This window comes from Micromonospora sp. LOL_025 (assembly GCF_048060285.1).
Classification (GTDB): Bacteria; Actinomycetota; Actinomycetes; order Mycobacteriales; family Micromonosporaceae; genus Micromonospora.
This window is the reverse complement of record NZ_JBHMIR010000034.1, coordinates 31,344-48,376: the sequence shown is the minus strand read 5'-3', so window position 1 is coordinate 48,376 and position 17,033 is coordinate 31,344. Positions and strand designations below refer to the sequence as shown.

Genomic DNA, 17,033 nt, shown 5'->3' with positions numbered 1-17,033 from the left:
GCGTCGGCCGCGCCGGGCCCGTCACGCCGCGCCGTCCGCCCGCAGCACGAGCCGGTCGGTGGTCCTCTCCCCGATGTACGTCAGGTCGGCGTCCCACCCGAGCCCGGGCCCGGCGGGCACCTCCACGAGCCCGTCGGCGCTCACGATCGGGCGGGTGGTGACGTCGCGGGCGTAGTACTTGTCGGAGCCGGAGACGTCCGAGGGGAGCGTGAAGCCGGCGAGCGCGCTCAGCGCGACGTTGGCGGCCCGTCCGATCCCGAACTCGTGCATGCCGCCGCACCACACCGGGACGCCGTGCTCGCGCGCGAGGTCGTGCGCCCGTACGGCGTGGGTCAGCCCACCCATCCGCGAGACCTTGACGTTGAGCACGCGTACGGCGCCCAGGCGCAGCGCGGTGACGAGGTCGTCCACCTCCTCGACGGACTCGTCCAGACAGACGGGGGTGTCGATCCGTTCCTGCAGGGCGGCGTGCGCGACGAGCGCCCGCGGCGCGAACGGCTGCTCGATCATCAGCAGGCCCAGGCCGTCGAGTTCCGCCAGGACGGCCCGGTGTTCCGGGGTGTCCTCGTAGGCGCCGTTGGCGTCGACGTGCAGCGGCACGCGCGGATGTGCCGCGCGCACGGCCCGCACCGGGTCGACGTCCCAGCCGGGCGCGATCTTGAGCTTGATCCTGCGGTATCCCTCGTCGACTCGCAGCCGCACCTGCGCGAGGAGGTCGTCGACGGTGGGTTCGATCCCCAGCGACACCCCCGCCTCGACGCTGCCGCGCGTGCCGCCCAGCGCGTGCGCGAGGGAGGTGCCTTCGGCGGCCGACCACAACGCCCAGGCGGCGATGTCGAAACCGGCGCGGGCGAAGTGGTTGCCCCGGACCCGGCCGAGCGTCGCGGCCAGGTCCGCCGGGTGCTCCCAGCCGGTACGCAGGACCATCGGCGCGAGGTGGTCACGGGCGACCGCCCAGCAGCTCTCGACGGTCTCGGCGCAGTAGTACGGGCCGCTCGGCGACGCGATCTCGCCCCACCCCACGGCGCCGTCGGTGTCGGTGAGCGCGACCAGGATGTGCTCCAGCTCGCGCTTGGCGTGGGAGCTGGTCTGGAACCGGTGCACGAGCGGCAGCCGGACCCGACGCAGCTCCACCGCCTCGATCCGCCTCACGCCGTCACCTCGCCGCGCCCGGCGTCGCCGTGCCGGTCGTCCCGGGCCGGCCCGTCGGCAGCCCCTGCGCCTCGCCTGGAATCGGTCACGGCTCCTCCTGGTAGAGATCGAGTTCGGCGGCGAGGGCGTCGCGCTCGCGCAGGCGGCGGCCGGCCCCCTTCGAGCTGGCGATGGTCAGGGTGGCGAGCAGGTGCAGCGCGAGCACCACCGAGGTGGGGGAGTTGGCGTAGGAGGCGCTGTCGGTGCCGATGACGATGCGGACGGCGGCGCTCTCGGCCAGCGGCGCGTCCTCGGCGTCGGTGACGAGGACCAGTTGACCGCCGTGGCGGACGTAGGCGGAGGCGACGTCGATGGTCTCGCGCCGGTAGCGCGCCATGCAGACGGCCACGAGCAGGTCGCCCTGGCGGATGTCGCTGAGCACGTCGAGGGGCCGCAGCGCCGCGCCGTCGACGAGGTGGACGCCGGAGAGCCCGGCGCTGAGGTCGGCAGCGAGCAGGGACGCGAAGCCGAGCGACTTGCCGTGGCCGAGCAGGTACCGTCGCCGGGCCGACACGATGAGCGCCGCGGCCCGCTCGATGGCGTCCTGCTCGGCGGCCCACGCCAGCGCCTTGGCGAACTCGGTGCGTTGCTGCTCCAGGACCCGCTGCTTGAGCACCTGCGCGGACCTGCGCTGCACGTTGCGGTCGAAGCGCTCCGAGGGCGTCGATCTTCTCGTGGTCATGCGTCAATCCTGTGCGAACAGGTAGCTGACGCGGCCGGGGGTGTCCGCCCGCCGCGCGACGCCGACGAGCCGCCCGCCCGCGGCGAACCGGCCAACCAGCTCCTGGCGCAGTCGCGCCCGGTCGTCGGGCCTCCGCGCGGCGGTACGGTCGTCGGCGGGCGAGTCCACGGCCGCGTGCCCGTGCCCGGGCGCCCGGGTGCCGCCCCCGGGACGGTCGAGGTCCCACCGGACCAGGACCCGGTCGCTGTCGCCGTCGTCGTAGAAGTCGGGCAGGAAGCGGATCCCGACGGCGCCCAGCACGTTGAGGTTGAAGTGGACGTTGCGCAGCGCGTACGGGTCGAAGGTCCACCGCATCGTGTGCGCGCCCGCGCGTCGTGCCGCCTCGGCCTGGGCGTGCTTGAGCAGGCGGCCGACGCCGCGCCCCTGCGCCCGCGCGTCGACCACGGCCGCCTGCGAGTAGTGGTAGAGCTCGCCGTGCTCGACGCCGGTGAAGCCGTAGCAGAAGCCGACGAGGGAGCCGTCCTCGTCGAACGCGCCGACCGCGGTCCCGGCGTTCTCGCGTAGCGCGGCCAGGAGGCGGGGGCTGACGGCGTGCTCGGGGCCCTGGTAACCGAAGACGGTCCGGTAGAGCGCCGATGCCGCCGTCCACTCGGCGAGCCCGGCGAGGTCACGCGCCACGATCCCCTGCGGGTCAGCGGTCATCAGCCACTCCCATGTGAAAGATAGCGATCGTATGTGGCCCATGGTGTCGATGTTCGAGCCCGTTGACAAGGCCTCACGGCGACCATACGGTCCGTATGTGCCCTCTTCGCCGTCAGATTCCCGCGCCGCGCTCGACGCGCTGCACCGCTACACGCTGCACGAGTCGCCGACCGGTGACGGGCGGGCGCTGGCCGCGCTGGCCGACGTGCTCGACGCCGACGCCGCCCGCGCCGGCTTCGACACCGCCCGGGTGCCGCACCCGAGCGGTGACCATCTGGTCTGGACGCTCCCCGCGCGAGGGGTCCCGGGCGACCCGGTGCTGCTGCTGACCCACTACGACACCGTCTGGCCGGTCGGCACGCTGTCCGGCATGCCGTGGTCCGTCGAGGGAGACGTCGTCCGCGGCCCGGGCGTGTACGACACGAAGGCCGGGATCGTCGCACTGCTCGCGGCGGCGGCGCGCGTCGAGCGGCAGAGCGCCCCGCACCCCGAGATCAGGGTCCTCGTCGTCGCCGACGAGGAGATCGGCTCGCCCACCGCCACCGGGCTGGTCCGGGCCGAGGCGGCCCGGGCCCGCGCGGTGCTCGGCCTGGAACCGCCGCACCCCGGCGGCGACCTCAAGACCGGCCGGCGCGGCAGCACCCGGGTCCGCATCGAGGCCACCGGGGTCGAGGCGCACGCCGCGCTCGACCCGGACGCCGGAGTCAACGCCATCGACGAGCTCGTCGACCAGCTCGTACGGCTGCGCGCACTCGTGCAGGGCCGGCCGGTCCTGCTCAACACCGGCACCATCGCCGGCGGGGGGCGGACCAACGTGGTGGCCGGCGGGGCCCACGTCGAACTGGGACTGCGCTTCAGCGACCCGGCGGACGAGGACGCCGTCCTCGCCGGCCTGCGGTCGCTGCGCCCGGTGCGCGCCCGCGCCCGGCTCGACACCCGGCTGCTCTCGCACCGGCCCACCTGGCGGCCGGACGAGGCGGGGGCGCACCTGCTCGACCGGATCGTGGGCATCGCCGCCGACCTCGGTCAGGGCCTCGCCGGTCGCCCGGCGGACGGTGCCGCCGACACCAACACGACGGGTGCGCTCGGCCGCCCCACCGTCGACGGGCTCGCCCCGCCCGGTGGCGGCGCGCACGCCCGGCACGAGTGGGTCTCGGCGGCCGGCATCGACGCGCGCAGCGACCTGCTGGCCGCCCTGTTCACCGGCCTCCACACCGCGGCTCCGTCCCCTGGGGACGGCGCCTGACCCGGGCGCGCACCCCGGAAGCCGCGGCGGCTGCCACGACCCGGCCCGCCGCGCGGATCCTCGACCCGGCACACCGGGCGGCGGGACCCGGACCGCCGCGTGCGGGTCGGCGCGACCCGGGTACCCGGTCGCGGGTCAGCGCGACCTGGCGCGCCGCGCGCGGACCAGCGCGACCAGCCCCACGGTGATCAGCGCCAGCCCGAGCGCTCCGGCCGCCAGGAGGTAGGTCCCCACGCCACCGGGGCGACCGGCCCCGTCGCCGGCGGCGCGGGCCGTCGACCCGGGCGTGCTGGACGGGGCGGAGGGCCCGGCGGCCGCCGGCAGCGGGTAGCCCCGGACCGTGGGCATCGTCCCCGGCGGCTGGTCGGCGGTCTCGGACACGGTGAGCAGGGACCGCCCGTCGCGGCTGTAGGTGACCGACTCGCCCTGCGGCTCGTCGGGCAGCGCGATGACCCGTGGCGTGCCGCCGGTCAACGCGGCGACCACGTCGCCGTCGGTCACGTCGAACTCGTACGCGTCCGCGTAGGTGCGCAGGACGATCCGGCGCCCGTCCCGTGCGGTGGCGGCGCCGGTGACCGCCGTGCGACCGAGCGCCCCGAACGGGTTGCTCGTCGTGGAGGCCGGCAGCCGGACCTGCCCCACCTTCACCAGCGGCGCCGTCGTACCCGCCCGCAGGGCGGCGCTCGGCGCGTACAGGTTGGCCGAGTACTTGGTGACGACCACCGGCCGGTCGTCGCCGGTCACGAGCAGGGCCTCGGCGTCGTGCGGACCGTCCGGATAGGCCATGCGGTACAACACCGGCCGGTCGGCTCCCGGCGGCAGCTTCCACACCGCGATCGTCTGCCGCGACCGGTCGTTGTCCCCGATGTCCGCCACCCAGACCGTGCCGTCCGCGCCGACGGCGAGATCCTCGGTGTCGCGCGGCCGGGACGGATAGGACACGGTCCGCACGACGGAGCACCGATCGTCCAGGAAGAAGATGCGGCGGCGGGCCTCGTCGTCCGCGCCGTCGTTGATCATGACGAAGCCGCCGTCCGTGGCGACCATGCCGGAGATCTCGCTCAGCCGGCCGCCACGCACCTCGCACACCGGCGTCCCGGGGGCCGCCGCGGGTGTCGGGTCGGCCACGGCACCACCGGGGGCCGTCGCGACGGCGAGGACGACGACCGTCCCCGCCGCGGCCCGCAGCCGCCGGGTCCCGTTGCCTCGTCGCCTCACCAGCAGTCCCTTCGGTGCCGGTCCGCCCCGTCCGGCAATGCCGTGCCGGTGCGCGAACCGGGTGATCCACTCCTGCCGACCCGGGCGCCACACCGTGTGCCGTGACCGGCTGTCGTCCGCCCGGCTCCGGTGCGTCGCCGGCCCCGACGCGGGCGGCGTCCGGGCGCGTGACCAGGGGATGAGTGTATGACCCCGGTCGCGCGGCCCCGGTCGCGGCCCGCCGTGCCGCGACGCCGTGCCGGCGACCCGGGCCGTCGCCGTCGCCGCGACCGGACCGGCGTCGGCGGCGTACGCTTCCGCGATGACCGCACCGGCCCGCGTCCTCGTCTACGGGGTGTACGGCGCCGGCAAGTCCACCCTGGCGGCGCGGCTGGCCGGGCGGCTCGGGTCGCCGTGGCACCCGGTCGACGACCTGCTGTGGCAGCCGGGCTGGGTGGAGGTGCCGGTCGCGGAGCAGCGCAGCCGGATCGAGGCGGTCTGCCGGCGCGACCGCTGGATCCTCGACGGGGCGTACCACGGGTGGCGCGACGTGGTGCTGGCGCGCGCCGACCTGGTCGTCGGCCTGGACTACCCGCGCTGGCTCTCCTTCTGGCGGCTGCTGCGGCGCACCGCCCACCGGCTGGTCAGCGGCGAGGAGATCTGCAACGGCAACCGCGAGTCGCTGCGCAGCGTGCTGTCCCGGGACTCGATCCTGGTGTGGCACGTCACCGCGTTCGGCCGGGCCCGGCGGCGGATGCGCGCCTGGCAGGCCGATCCGGCCGGGCCGCCGGTGCTGCTGTTCCGTTCCCCGGCGGCCCTGGAGCGCTGGCTGTCCGAACTGCCCCGACGATGAGGACCCGTCCCGCAGCTCCGGCGGGCGGTGTCCCCCCGCGCGCCTCCGGTGAGGTGCGCGGATGGACGGACGCCATTGCCTCGGCCTGCGTGATCACCTAGGTTTCACACGATCGCACCCAGCCGCACCGAGCACTCCCCGGCTCTGGCGAGGCAGCGAGACAGCACCGATCGCGCCGCTCAGTGACTTAGGAGCTCACCGTGGCACATTCCCCCTCCCGAAGAAGGTTCCCCTCCCGTCGGCGGACACCGGCCCGTCTGGTCGCGGCGGTGGCGGCGAGCACCATGCTGCTCGCCGTGGCCCCCGCCCCGGCCGTGGCGGCACCGCTGCCGGCGGGCGACACGACAGCCGAGGCGTCAGCCCGCCCGGCGTCGACCAAGGCACAGCCCAGGAGCGGGCTCTGGCTGGTCAAGATGGACAAGCCGTCGGTGGTGGCCGCCTCGCAGGCGAGGCCGGCACGCACCGGCGGGATCGACACCCGGTCCGCGGCGAGCACCTCCTACGCGCAGGAGCTGGCGCGGCAGCAGGACACGCTGGTGGACGAGATGGAGGCGATCCTGGGCCGCTCCGTGCGGGTCGCCCACACCTACCGCAACGTGGTCAACGGCCTGGCGGTCGAGGTCAGCGCGGACGAGGCGGCGCACCTGTCCGGCCTGCCGGGGGTCAGCGCGGTCGTACCCGACGAGGTCCTGGAGCTGACGACCGACACCAGCAACGCGCTGATCCAGTCGCCCGCGGTGTGGGAGGGCAGGACGGCGGAGAACGTCGGCACCCGTGGCGAGGGGGCCATCGTCGGGATCCTCGACTCGGGCATCAACCCCGAGCACCCGTCGTTCGCGGCCGTGGACGGCGACGGCTACCGGCACACCAACCCGTACGGCACGGGCACGTACACCGGCGTCTGTGCCCCGACCCATCCCCAGCACAAGGCGATCTGCAACGACAAGCTGATCGGCGCCTGGTCGATGGTCGGCACCGACGCCCGGGACGACAACGGCCACGGCAGCCACACCGCCTCGACCGCCGCCGGCAACCGGCACGAGGCGACCATGACCGTCGGCACCAGCACGCACAAGGTCACGGTCTCCGGGGTCGCGCCGCGGGCCAACGTCATCTCCTACAAGGTCTGCATGGCCCTCGGCTGCCTCTCCTCGGCGACGATCGCCGCCGTGGACCAGGCCATCGCCGACGGCGTGGACGTCCTCAACTACTCGATCTCCGGTCGCGACGACCCCTGGAAGGACCTCGTCGATCAGGCGTTCCTGGAGGCGTACTCGGCCGGCATCTTCGTCGCCGCCTCCGCCGGCAACAGCGGCCCGGGCGCCAGCACCGTCGCGAAGACCGCGCCGTGGAACATGTCCGTCGCCGCGGTCAGCCACGAGCGGGTCATCGCCCACCGGCTCGACGTGACGGGCCCGGCCCCCGTCCCGGCGGCGCTCACCGGCATCGCCGCCGTGATCGGGGAGAACTCGCCGAACCCGCCCATCGAGGGTGAGATCCGGTACTCCGGCGCCGTCGACGCGAACAACGTGCAGGCCTGCGTTCCGTTCCCGGCAGCGGCGTTCAGCGGCAAGGTCGCCCTGCTGCCCCGGGGCGGCTGCGACTTCTCCGTGAAGGTCAGGAACGCCACCGCCGCCGGCGCGACCGGCGTGGTCGTGCACAACCAGTACAGCGGCCCGCCGATCACGATGGGCGCGCTCGCCGGGACCACCATCCCCGCCGTGATGGTCTCCCTCGCCGACGGGCAGCGGCTGCGCGACCACGCGGCCGCCACCGACGGCCCCGTCACCGTGCGCGTCGACCCCGGCAGCGAGGTGCTGCGCAACGGCGACTGGACCGACGTCGTGGCCGACTTCAGCTCGCGCGGGCCCAGCAAGTTCGACATGCTGGCGCCCACCGTGGCCGCCCCGGGCCGCAACATCCTCGCCGCCACCATGGCGGCGAAGGACAACCCGGCCACGTACGCCTTCATGCAGGGCACGTCCATGTCGTCGCCGCACGTCGCCGGCGCCGGCGCGCTGCTGGCGGCACTGCACCCCGACTGGTCGCCGACGCGGATCCGGTCCGCGCTGGCGGTCACCGCGGACCGCGACGGGGTGGTCAAGGAGGACGGCCGCACGCCGGCCGACGCGTTCGACATCGGCTCCGGCCGGATCAACCTGGCCCAGGCCGCCCGGACCGGCATCGTGCTCGACGAGACCGCCGCGAACTTCGTCGCGGCCAACCCCGACGCCGGTGGCGACCCGCAGACGCTGAACCTGCCGGCCGTCGTCGAGCACCACTGCCTCAAGGTCTGCACCTTCACCCGGACGGTGTCCAGCGTGGCCAAGGTGTCCGCGACCTACCAGGTGGCGCCGCAGGCCCCGACCGGAGCGCGGATCACGGTCGCGCCGACGCGGTTCACCCTGGCGCCCGGTGCCAGCCAGCAGCTGACCGTCACGGTGGACGTCACCGGGACCGCCCGCAAGAACTGGCTCTTCGGCGCGATCGACCTGACCACCGACGCCCGGCACGCGCCGGACGGGCAGCCGATCGCCCAGGCCCACTTCCCGGTCGCCGTCCTGCCCGCGGCCCCGGACCTGACGGTCGACAGGACCGAGCTGAGCTCCAGCATGGACGTCGCGCAGAACGAGAGCCACACCGTCAAGGTGGGCAACGCCGGCGGCGCCGAACTCACCTGGCGGGCGACCGGCGACGGCGCCGACTGCGCCTGGCCGACCTGGGTCAAGGTGACCCCGGCGCAGGGCACCCTGGGCGCGTTCAAGAGCCAGGACATCCAGATCACGCTCGACTCGACCGGCCTGGACGACGGTGGCGTGTTCCGGGCCGACCTGTGCCTGGCCAGCAACGACCAGGACCAGCCGACGACGACGATCGCGCTGGAACTGACGGTGGTGCCGGTGCCGAAGATCGAGGTGGCACCCACGTCGCTCTCCGCGCGGCAGCCGGCCGGGCTGGTCACCAGCCAGAAGTTCGCGGTACGCAACGCCGGGCACGGCGTGCTGGACTGGCGGCTGGACGACCCGGACGCCGGCCCGAGCGACGAGCGGATCAAGCTCCTGCGGGACGGTGTCCTGCTGATCCCCAACTCGGGCAGCGCCACCCGTGGGGTGATGGCGTTCGATCCGCAGACCGGCAAGCAGATCGACCCACAGTTCATCCCGCACTTCAAGTTCGACCCGACCAGCAACCTCTACACGCCGTTCCAGGTCGTCGCCAAGCCGGACGGCAGCGGCTTCCTCATGTCCGACCAGGTCAACTCGGTGGTCACCGAGCACGGCCTGGACGGCAGCTTCCGGCGCGTCTTCGCCCCCGCCGGCGGTCAGGGAGATCCGACGGTCATGGGCAACACCCGGGGCATCGCGCTCTCGCCGCGCGGCACCGTGCTGGTGACGGTCGCCTCCCAGGCGAACGCCAACTCGGTGGTCGAGTTCGACGCCGACGGGAATTTCCTGGGTACGTTCGTCGCGCCGGGGGCCGACGGGCTGAAGGGACCGTGGGGCATCCTGTTCCGCGGCGACGACGTGCTCGTCTCGGCCAGCGACAGCGACGCCATCCACAGCTTCAAGAAGGACGGCTCCGCCGCCAACGCCCGCTTCTTCCAGGGGCTGAGCTGGCCCGGCCAGCTCGCGGAGCTGCCGAACGGCAACGTGCTCGCGGCGAGTTGGGGCAGCGGCTCCACCCCGGGAGTCTGGGAGATGGACCGCGACGGCAAGCTGATCGGCGTCTACACGCCCCCCGGCGGAAGCGGATACCAGGGCGTCCACCCCCTCGGTAACGGCAACATCCTGACCACCAGCTCCAAGGGGGTCCACGAGATCGACCGCTCCGGCCGCCTGGTCGAGGTCGAGAACGACAAGGGTGCCGCCCGGTTCATCACCCACGTCCGGCTGCCCGACCTGCAGCCGTGCGTGACGCCCGACGAGGTGCCGTGGCTGACGGCGTCCCGCACGTCGGCCGGCACCGGTGCCGGCCGGTCCACCGAGGTGACGCTCTCGATGGACAGCACCGGGCTGGCCGCCGGCACCTACCGGGCCCAGCTCTGCGTCACCAGCGACGACCCGTCCAACCCGCTGACGACGTTGCCGGTGACGCTCGAGGTCACCGACCAGACCTGCGCCCAGGTCGTCAGCGGTGAGCGTCGGGGTCCGCTGCCGGTCAACGGTGGGGTGACCTGCCTCGCGCCGGGTGCCACGGTGTTCGGACCGGTCAACGTCGCGAAGGGCGCGGGCCTGGTCGCGCTCGACGCCAGCGTCAGCGGCCCGGTGACCGCCACCGGGGCCACGGTGGTGGAGTTGACGGGCAGCACGGTCGACGGCCCGCTGTCGGTCACCGGCGTCACCGGCCGGGTCCTGATCGCCGGTACGCGGGTGACGGGGCCGGTCAGCGTGGTCGACAGCCGCACCGGCGACACCCCGGTCGTGGTGTCCGGCAACCGGATCGACGGGCCGCTGCGGTGCGTCGGCAACCAGCCGCCACCGGTGGACGGCGGGGTGGCCAACACGGTCAGCGGCCCGACGTCCGGCCAGTGCCGCGGGTGGTGAGCGGACCTCCCCACCCGGCCCGTCGGTGACGGGGCCAGGCCCGCCGGTGCGGTCGCCGTCGCGACCGCACCGGCGGGCCGCCGTCCTCGCCGGCGGCGGCCCTTCCCGCCGCAACGGCCGCCGTCCGACGCGTGGCCACCGCGGACCCGGCCCCCGCGCGCGTGCCCGGGTGCGAAGGATCCGCCCGCGCGGTGAGTACGCGGGCTCACGTCCCGCGGCCCCGGCCCCGGCAGGCTGTACGGCATGACCTCGTCGACACCCGCCGCCCGGTCCCGGTACGCCGTCGTGCTCCTGACGGTGGCCTGGGTGGGGGCGTGCCTGGCATTGCTGTGGTGGTTGTTCACCATCGGCATGGAAGGGTGGGCCGACCACCACTCGAACGGTGGCGGGCGGGCGGCGGAGATCGGGCGGCGCTCCGCCCGGGCGCTGCTGTTCCTCGCGGCGACGGCAGCGGGCGGACCGGCCGTCATCGCGCTGGTGGCGTTCGGCTGCCGGTACCGCCGCACCGGGCTCGTCTACCTGTTCCTGGCCGTCGTGGTCGCGGCGGCGCTGACGCCGGCGGCCGTGGATGCCGCGCGCACCCTCAGGCCGCCGGCCGCGCCCGTCCCGGCGCCGACGACCTGCCAGGAGCACAGCGGCGGTGACAACCGCTGCCCGGGCGGCTGAGCGACCCGGTGGGGCGGTCGCGGCGCCGGAAGGGACGTCGCCCGTGGCACGACGCCGGGGCGGAGCGGGCGGTCGACAGATTTATCCGTGGCTATGTATGGTCACTGGCCCGACCGGCGTACCGATCAGCAGGGAGCACGCGATGGACCATCTCGACCAACCCGGATGCTGCGGCGACGGCCCGGCGGTCGCCGGTGTCGACCGCCGCGCGGTGCTGCTCGGCGCCGCCCTCGGCGCGGGCGCCCTGGCCGGGCTGGCCGTCCCCGGCCGCGCGTACGCCGCGCCCGCCATCTACCACCCCTTCTCCGGCTACCCCGTCACCGGCACCTGGCAGGACCACCTGAACCGGGGTTCGCTCGGCGGCGTCGACTTCGGCATGCCGGTCGGCACCCGCCTGCCCGCCTGCGGCGCGGGCACCATCCAGAACATCCCGTACAACGGCACGGGTGGGCACACGGTCACCATCCAGCACGCGGACGGGTACCGCAGCCAGTACATGCACCTGTCGCAGTTCCTGCTCGGCAACGGCGCGACCGTGTCCAGCGGCACCGTCGTCGGTCTCTCCGGCGGCGCGGCCGGCGCGCCGGGCTCGGGCTCGTCCACCGGGCCGCACGTCCACTGGCACATGATCAGTCCGGCCGGCGTACGCATCAACCCGCTGGCCTACATCGGGCAGAACCCCGCACCCGGGCGACTGCCCAAGACCTCCACCGAGCAGGACGGCATCCCCGGCACCATCCTCTACCAGCGCATGCAGAACTGGCTGCGGCTCACCGCCGGATACACCGGCCCCATCGACGGCGCGCCCGGGCCGGGCACCTACGCCGCACTCCAGCGGGCCATGCGGGCCTACGGCTACACCGGACCGATCGACGGCCAGCCCGGCCCGAACACCTGGCGCGCCGTGCAGCGCCTCGCGTCCGGGCACGGCTACACCGGCCCGATCGACGGGGTCATGGGGGCCAACTCGTGGCGCGGCTTCGCCCGCTTCCTCAACCAGGACAGGTGGGACTGACCGCGACAGCCCCGCCGCGCCCGCCGGACGGGCGGCGGCGCGGAGCCGACCGGACGCGACGAGGGCCGTCCCCCGATGCTGCGGGGGACGGCCCTCGTCGGCGGACGAGCGCGTCAGGCGACCGAGGCGGGGAACCTCTCCCACACCCGGTGGGCGGCCAGCAGCTGCTGCACGGCGGTCAGGACCTCGGCGCCGGAGCCGCCCGTGACGACGCCGGGCGTGCCGGCGACCCCCGCCTGCCGCAGCACGTCGACGCCGGCGCCCCACGCGCCGATCGCCTTGGCGTGCCGCCAGCACTCGTCGACCAGCAGCAGCACCCGCGGATCCACGGCGGCGGAGGCCGCCGCGCCGGCCTTGGCGTCGCGCGCCGGCGACGCGTCCGGCGCGGGCGCCGGCGCCCCGGCCAGCAGGAGCACGTCGAACTCGACCGAGCGGCCGGTGGCGAAGGTCCGCTGCACGGGCAGGCCGCCCACCAGGCCGCCGTGCGGGGCGACGAGGAGCGGCACCATGCCGGCGGCGAAGACCGCCCGGCGCACCTCGTCGACGTCGTCGAGCCCGGCGGTGGGGTCGACGACGATGCCCACGGTGCGGCCGTCGGCCGGCCACTGCCTGCCCACCTGCGACAGCGCGGGACTGGGCGCGGGGTCGACGAGCGGCACGGTCGGCTCCGGCGCGGGAAGACCCAGCCCGGTGGCGACCTCCGCGCACAGCACCGGGTCGATGTTGGCGAGGCACCGGAGCTGGCGCTCCCGGATCGCCTGGTGGTAGCACTTGCCCAGCTCGAAGGTGTAGGCGCGGATGATGTGCTCCTTCTCGACCGGCGACATGCTCAGCCAGAACAGGCGGACCTGGCTGTAGTGGTCGTCGAACGAGACCGGGTTGGCGCGTACCTTGGGCGCCTCCGTCACCGTCACCGGCACGTCGACGAACGCGCCGTCGGTGTCGCCGGCCGGGAAGGGGTTGCCGCCGTCGAGCGAGTTCGGCCGGTACGGTGCGACCCCGGCGTGGACGGCCTGCTGGTGGAAGCCGTCGCGCAGCATGTCGTTGACCGGGGCGTGCGGGCGGTTGATCGGGATCTGCGAGAAGTTCGGCCCGCCCAGCCGGGTGAGCTGCGTGTCGACGTACGAGAAGAGCCGGCCCTGTAGCAGCGGGTCGTTCGTGACGTCGATGCCCGGCGGCAGGTGGCCGACGTGGAAGGCGACCTGCTCGGTCTCGGCGAAGAAGTTCGTCGGCGTCCGGTTGAGCGTCAGCTTCCCGACCGGCTGCACCGGCGCCAGCTCCTCCGGCACGATCTTGGTCGGGTCGAGCAGGTCGATCCCGGCGAAGGTCTCCTCGGGAGTGTCGGGAAAGACCTGGAGGCCCAGCTCCCACTCGGGGAAGGCGCCGGCCTCGATGGCGTCGTAGAGGTCCCGGCGGTGGAAGTCCGGGTCCACGCCGCCGAGCAGCTGCGCCTCCTCCCAGGTCAGGGAGTGCACGCCCAGCTTGGGCTTCCAGTGGAACTTGGCCAGCGCCGTCTCGCCGGCGGCGTTGACGAGCCGGAACGTGTGGACGCCGAAGCCCTCCATCGTCCGGTACGAGCGCGGGATGCCACGGTCGGACATGTTCCAGATGGTGTGGTGCTGCGCCTCGGTGTGCAGGGAGACGAAGTCCCAGAAGGTGTCGTGCGCGCTCTGCGCCTGCGGGATCTCCCGGTCGGGGTGCGGCTTGCCGGCGTGGATGATGTCGGGGAACTTGATGGCGTCCTGGATGAAGAAGACCGGCATGTTGTTGGCGACCAGGTCGAAGGTGCCCTCGTCGGTGTAGAACTTCGTCGCGAAGCCGCGGGTGTCGCGGACCGTGTCGGCCGAGCCGCGCGAACCGAGGACGGTGGAGAACCGCACGAAGACGTTGGTCGTCCTGCCCTTCGCCAGGAAGCCGGCCTTCGTCACGCCCTCGGCCGTGCCGTAGGCCTCGAAGACGCCGTGCGCGCCGGCCCCGCGCGCGTGCACGACGCGCTCGGGGATGCGCTCGTGGTCGAAGTGGGTGATCTTCTCGCGCAGGTGGTGGTCCTGGAGCAGGACCGGACCGCGCGGCCCGGCCTTCAGCGAGTGGTCCGTGTCGCGCAGCCGCGCCCCCTGCGCCGTGGTGAGGAAGGCGCCCTGCTGACCGTTCGCCGTCGTCGGCGCGCCGGTCGCCGCGCCGGTCGGCGTACGGGTCTCCGGGGCGCCCTGTTCCTTCTTGGGCGGCAGCGGATCGTGTGGCGTCGTCGGCTCCTCCACGGTTGGCGGGGCGCTACCCGGCGCGCCGGGCACGTCCGGGGTCAGCGCGTCGGCCACCTTCCCGGCTGCGGCCTCCACCACGTCCTTGACCGCCTTGGCGGGCTTGCTGGCATCCATCTGGCGAGTTCCTCCACGAGAACGGTGTTGAGCAGGCGTCCTGGCCCGTACCCCGAGGCGGGCGGCGGAAACGGAACCGCGCCGGCGGTCTCGCGTATCGTCCGCCCGTGAGTACCGATCTACTCGACGACTTCGTGCGGGCGGACCGCGACCGTGCGCTGGGCACGTACGGCATCCGCGTGCACCGCGAGGGCCGCCCGCCCGTGGAACACCGCTTCCGCTCCGACGACCGGGTGAACCTGTACTCCGTCGCCAAGACGTTCACGTCCGTGGCCGTGGGGCTCGCCGAGTCGGAGGGGCGGCTGAGCCTCGACGACCGCCTCCTGGACCACCTGCCCGAGCTGCGGCCGATCGCCGCCGACGGGTTCGGTGCCGTCACGCTCCGCCAGCTGCTGACGATGACCAGCGGCACCAGCCACCGCTGGTTCGCCGACGAGCGGATCACCGCCGCCGACCTGCTCCACGAGATCGTCGCCGCGCCGCTCGTCGCCGCGCCCGGGACCCGCTTCGGCTACACGGGTTCGGGCCCGTACGCCCTCGGCCGGGTGATCGCCCGGGTCACCGGGGCCGACCTGCGCGCGTTCCTGCTGCCGCGCCTGTTCGCGCCGCTGGGCCTGCACGATCCGCCCTGGCACGCGTGTCCGCTGGGCCACCCCCTCGCGGAGAGCGACCTCTTCCTCCGTACCGAGGAACTCGCGCGTTTCGCCCAGCTGCTGGTGCAGGAGGGCCGGTGGAACGGCCGGCAGGTGCTCCCCGCGCAGTACGTGCGGCGGATGGCGGGGGAGCGGGTCGACACGAGCGCCGTCACGTACGGCGAGCCGTACACCCACGGATACGGGCTGGGCGTGTGGATCGACCGGGCCGGCACGTACCGGCTGGACGGTCGCTACGGCCAGTACGTGGTGGTCAGCCCCGCGCGGCGGGCCGCCGTCACGGTGACCGCGCACGCGGAGCACGACCAGGAGCTGCTCGCCGCGATCCACGAGCTCGTCGTCGCGCGGCTGTGACGCGCCGGTACCGTCCACCCGCGGGGGTGGACGGCACCGTCCGTGGTGGTCAGCAGCGTGGCACGCCGGGGATGAAGCCGTCGTGGCCGGTCAGGACGTACGCGTCTGAGACGTACCGGTTGGTGCCGATGCGGTCCCAGATGTTGCTCGTGCCGTAGGGGCCGGTCACCGTGGTGCCGACGGCCTGGCAGTAGATGCTGACGGTCGCGCCGTCGGCGACGGAACCCACGACGGCGTAGCCGGTACCGGGTCCGGAGCGCACGTTGAGGCTCACCCCCTCGGTGTTCACCGTGCCGGAGCCGACACCGGTCTGCTGGTTCACCAGCTGCATGTAGTAGCCCCAGTTCCAGTTCGGACCCGGGTCGGTGTGGGTGGCCCCGGGGACCTCGTTGTGGCCGATGATGTGCGTCCTGGTCTTCGGGATGCCGTACTTGTTGGCGAGGCTGCGGGTCAGCGTCGCCGACGCCCGGTACATCGCGTCGGTGAACCAGGCCGCGTTGTCGACGTACCCTTCGTGCTCGATGCCGATGGACTGGGTGTTGTAGGTCCAGTTGCCCGCGTGCCAGGCGATGTCCTTCTCCCGCACCGACTGGGTGACCGCCCCGTCGGAGGAGCGGAACGTGTAGTGCGCGCTGGCCTGGGCGGCCGGGTTCTGGAACCAGCTGATCGAGCCGGCGTAGCTGCCCTGCGTCACGTGGATGACGATGTACCTGACGGAGTGGCTGGTGGGGCGGCTGGCCACCGTGTAGTTGCTGGTGCTCGCCGGCGCCCACGCGGCCGGGCCGTAGTCGGTGCTGAGGATGCCGGCCCCGTCCGACGCGGCGCCCGGCAGGTCCCGCTCCGGGGTCACCTGGCGGCCGGGGACCTTCGCCACCCCGGCGTGACCGGTCTCGAAGCCGGTGCCGAGCAGCTCGTAGACGGCGTCCGCGTAGAGGCGGGCGAGCGACGGTTGGGACGCGCCGCCGTAGCGGGCGACCGGGGCGTACCACTCGTCGACGTCGTCGCGCTCGGCCGCGGTCAGGCCGGCCTGGTCGGCGTAGGAGCGCAGGACGGCGGCCGCTCCGGCGATGTTGGCGGTGGGGTCGGCGCGCAGCGCGGCACGGCTGAGCCCGGTCAGCGTGGCCGCTTCGTCCAGGGTGCGCAGCCTGGGGTTGCTGACCAGGTGCATCATGCCGTAGCCGCCCGCCGCGCTGGGGGCGCCGCCGTGCCCGTCCAGGCGGGTCTCGGCGTAGCCGAGGGCGACGAGCAGGTCGCGGGGGACGTCGTACCGGCCGGCGGCGGTGTCGAAGGCGGTGGCCAACCGGGCGGACGCCGGTGGGGCACCCTCCGGGGCGGCCGACACCGGCGCGGCGGCCAGGGCTGATTCGGCAGTCAGGACCAGGGTGGCGGCCAGCATGGCGCTGAGCAGCCCACGCCTGCGTCGCGCGGCGGGTCGAGCAGTCATCTGCACCCCTCCAGATATTCGCCGATATCAATGAGATTCGGCGGGTGGCGGTAACGTACACCGCGATGGGTGTTGATGTAAACGCCTGCCGTTCCGGTGTGGCTGGATGGC

Annotated in this window: 12 protein-coding genes; 6 read left to right on the top strand and 6 right to left on the bottom strand. The window is 74.0% G+C overall.

Annotated elements, in window-relative coordinates:
• Positions 1-21: 21 nt before the first annotated feature.
• From menC to ACFHW0_RS27690, 3 genes are all read right to left on the bottom strand, one after another.
• Positions 22-1,152 (bottom strand): o-succinylbenzoate synthase, encoded by a 1,131-nt coding sequence (gene menC / locus ACFHW0_RS27700; RefSeq protein ID WP_416612276.1) that lies wholly within the window; start codon positions 1,150-1,152, stop codon positions 22-24.
• An 85-nt stretch (positions 1,153-1,237) separates the two neighbouring features.
• Positions 1,238-1,873 (bottom strand): MurR/RpiR family transcriptional regulator, encoded by a 636-nt coding sequence (locus ACFHW0_RS27695; RefSeq protein WP_416612274.1) that lies wholly within the window; start codon positions 1,871-1,873, stop codon positions 1,238-1,240.
• 3 nt (positions 1,874-1,876) lie between these two features.
• Positions 1,877-2,575 carry a GNAT family N-acetyltransferase gene (locus ACFHW0_RS27690; protein ID WP_416612272.1) on the bottom strand — a complete coding sequence of 233 codons (699 nt, stop codon included), beginning with the start codon at positions 2,573-2,575 and terminating at the stop codon, positions 1,877-1,879.
• A 97-nt stretch (positions 2,576-2,672) separates the two neighbouring features.
• Between ACFHW0_RS27690 and ACFHW0_RS27685 the strand changes: the two genes are divergently transcribed.
• Entirely contained in the window at positions 2,673-3,821 is a 1,149-nt protein-coding gene (locus ACFHW0_RS27685) for a M20/M25/M40 family metallo-hydrolase (RefSeq protein WP_416612270.1), read from the top strand.
• Between the two features lie 135 nt (positions 3,822-3,956).
• Here the strand turns inward: ACFHW0_RS27685 and ACFHW0_RS27680 are convergent, their stop codons facing one another.
• Entirely contained in the window at positions 3,957-5,039 is a 1,083-nt protein-coding gene (locus tag ACFHW0_RS27680) for a hypothetical protein (protein WP_416612268.1), read from the bottom strand.
• A gap of 301 nt (positions 5,040-5,340) precedes the next feature.
• Here ACFHW0_RS27680 and ACFHW0_RS27675 point away from each other — a divergent pair, with 301 nt between their 5' ends.
• From ACFHW0_RS27675 to ACFHW0_RS27660, 4 genes are all read left to right on the top strand, one after another.
• Positions 5,341-5,871: an adenylate kinase gene (locus ACFHW0_RS27675; protein ID WP_416612266.1), complete on the top strand. Its 531-nt coding sequence runs from the start codon at positions 5,341-5,343 to the stop codon at positions 5,869-5,871.
• 269 nt (positions 5,872-6,140) lie between these two features.
• On the top strand, positions 6,141-10,415 hold the full coding sequence (locus tag ACFHW0_RS27670) for a S8 family serine peptidase (protein ID WP_416612264.1): 4,275 nt from the start codon (positions 6,141-6,143) through the stop codon (positions 10,413-10,415).
• A gap of 243 nt (positions 10,416-10,658) precedes the next feature.
• Positions 10,659-11,081: a hypothetical protein gene (locus ACFHW0_RS27665; RefSeq protein ID WP_416612262.1), complete on the top strand. Its 423-nt coding sequence runs from the start codon at positions 10,659-10,661 to the stop codon at positions 11,079-11,081.
• A 142-nt stretch (positions 11,082-11,223) separates the two neighbouring features.
• On the top strand, positions 11,224-12,096 hold the full coding sequence (locus ACFHW0_RS27660) for a peptidoglycan DD-metalloendopeptidase family protein (protein ID WP_416612260.1): 873 nt from the start codon (positions 11,224-11,226) through the stop codon (positions 12,094-12,096).
• Positions 12,097-12,209: 113 nt separating this feature from the next.
• Here the strand turns inward: ACFHW0_RS27660 and ACFHW0_RS27655 are convergent, their stop codons facing one another.
• Positions 12,210-14,471, bottom strand: a complete 2,262-nt coding sequence (locus ACFHW0_RS27655) for a catalase (protein WP_416612258.1) — start codon at positions 14,469-14,471, stop codon at positions 12,210-12,212.
• A gap of 107 nt (positions 14,472-14,578) precedes the next feature.
• On the opposite strand from ACFHW0_RS27655, the gene ACFHW0_RS27650 reads away from it, so the two are divergent.
• Positions 14,579-15,478: a serine hydrolase domain-containing protein gene (locus tag ACFHW0_RS27650; RefSeq protein WP_416612256.1), complete on the top strand. Its 900-nt coding sequence runs from the start codon at positions 14,579-14,581 to the stop codon at positions 15,476-15,478.
• A gap of 49 nt (positions 15,479-15,527) precedes the next feature.
• On the opposite strand, the gene ACFHW0_RS27645 is transcribed toward ACFHW0_RS27650, so the two are convergent.
• The gene (locus tag ACFHW0_RS27645; protein ID WP_416612254.1) at positions 15,528-16,922 is read right to left on the bottom strand and encodes an N-acetylmuramoyl-L-alanine amidase; all 1,395 of its coding nucleotides are present in this window, start codon (positions 16,920-16,922) and stop codon (positions 15,528-15,530) included.
• Positions 16,923-17,033: the final 111 nt, after the last annotated feature.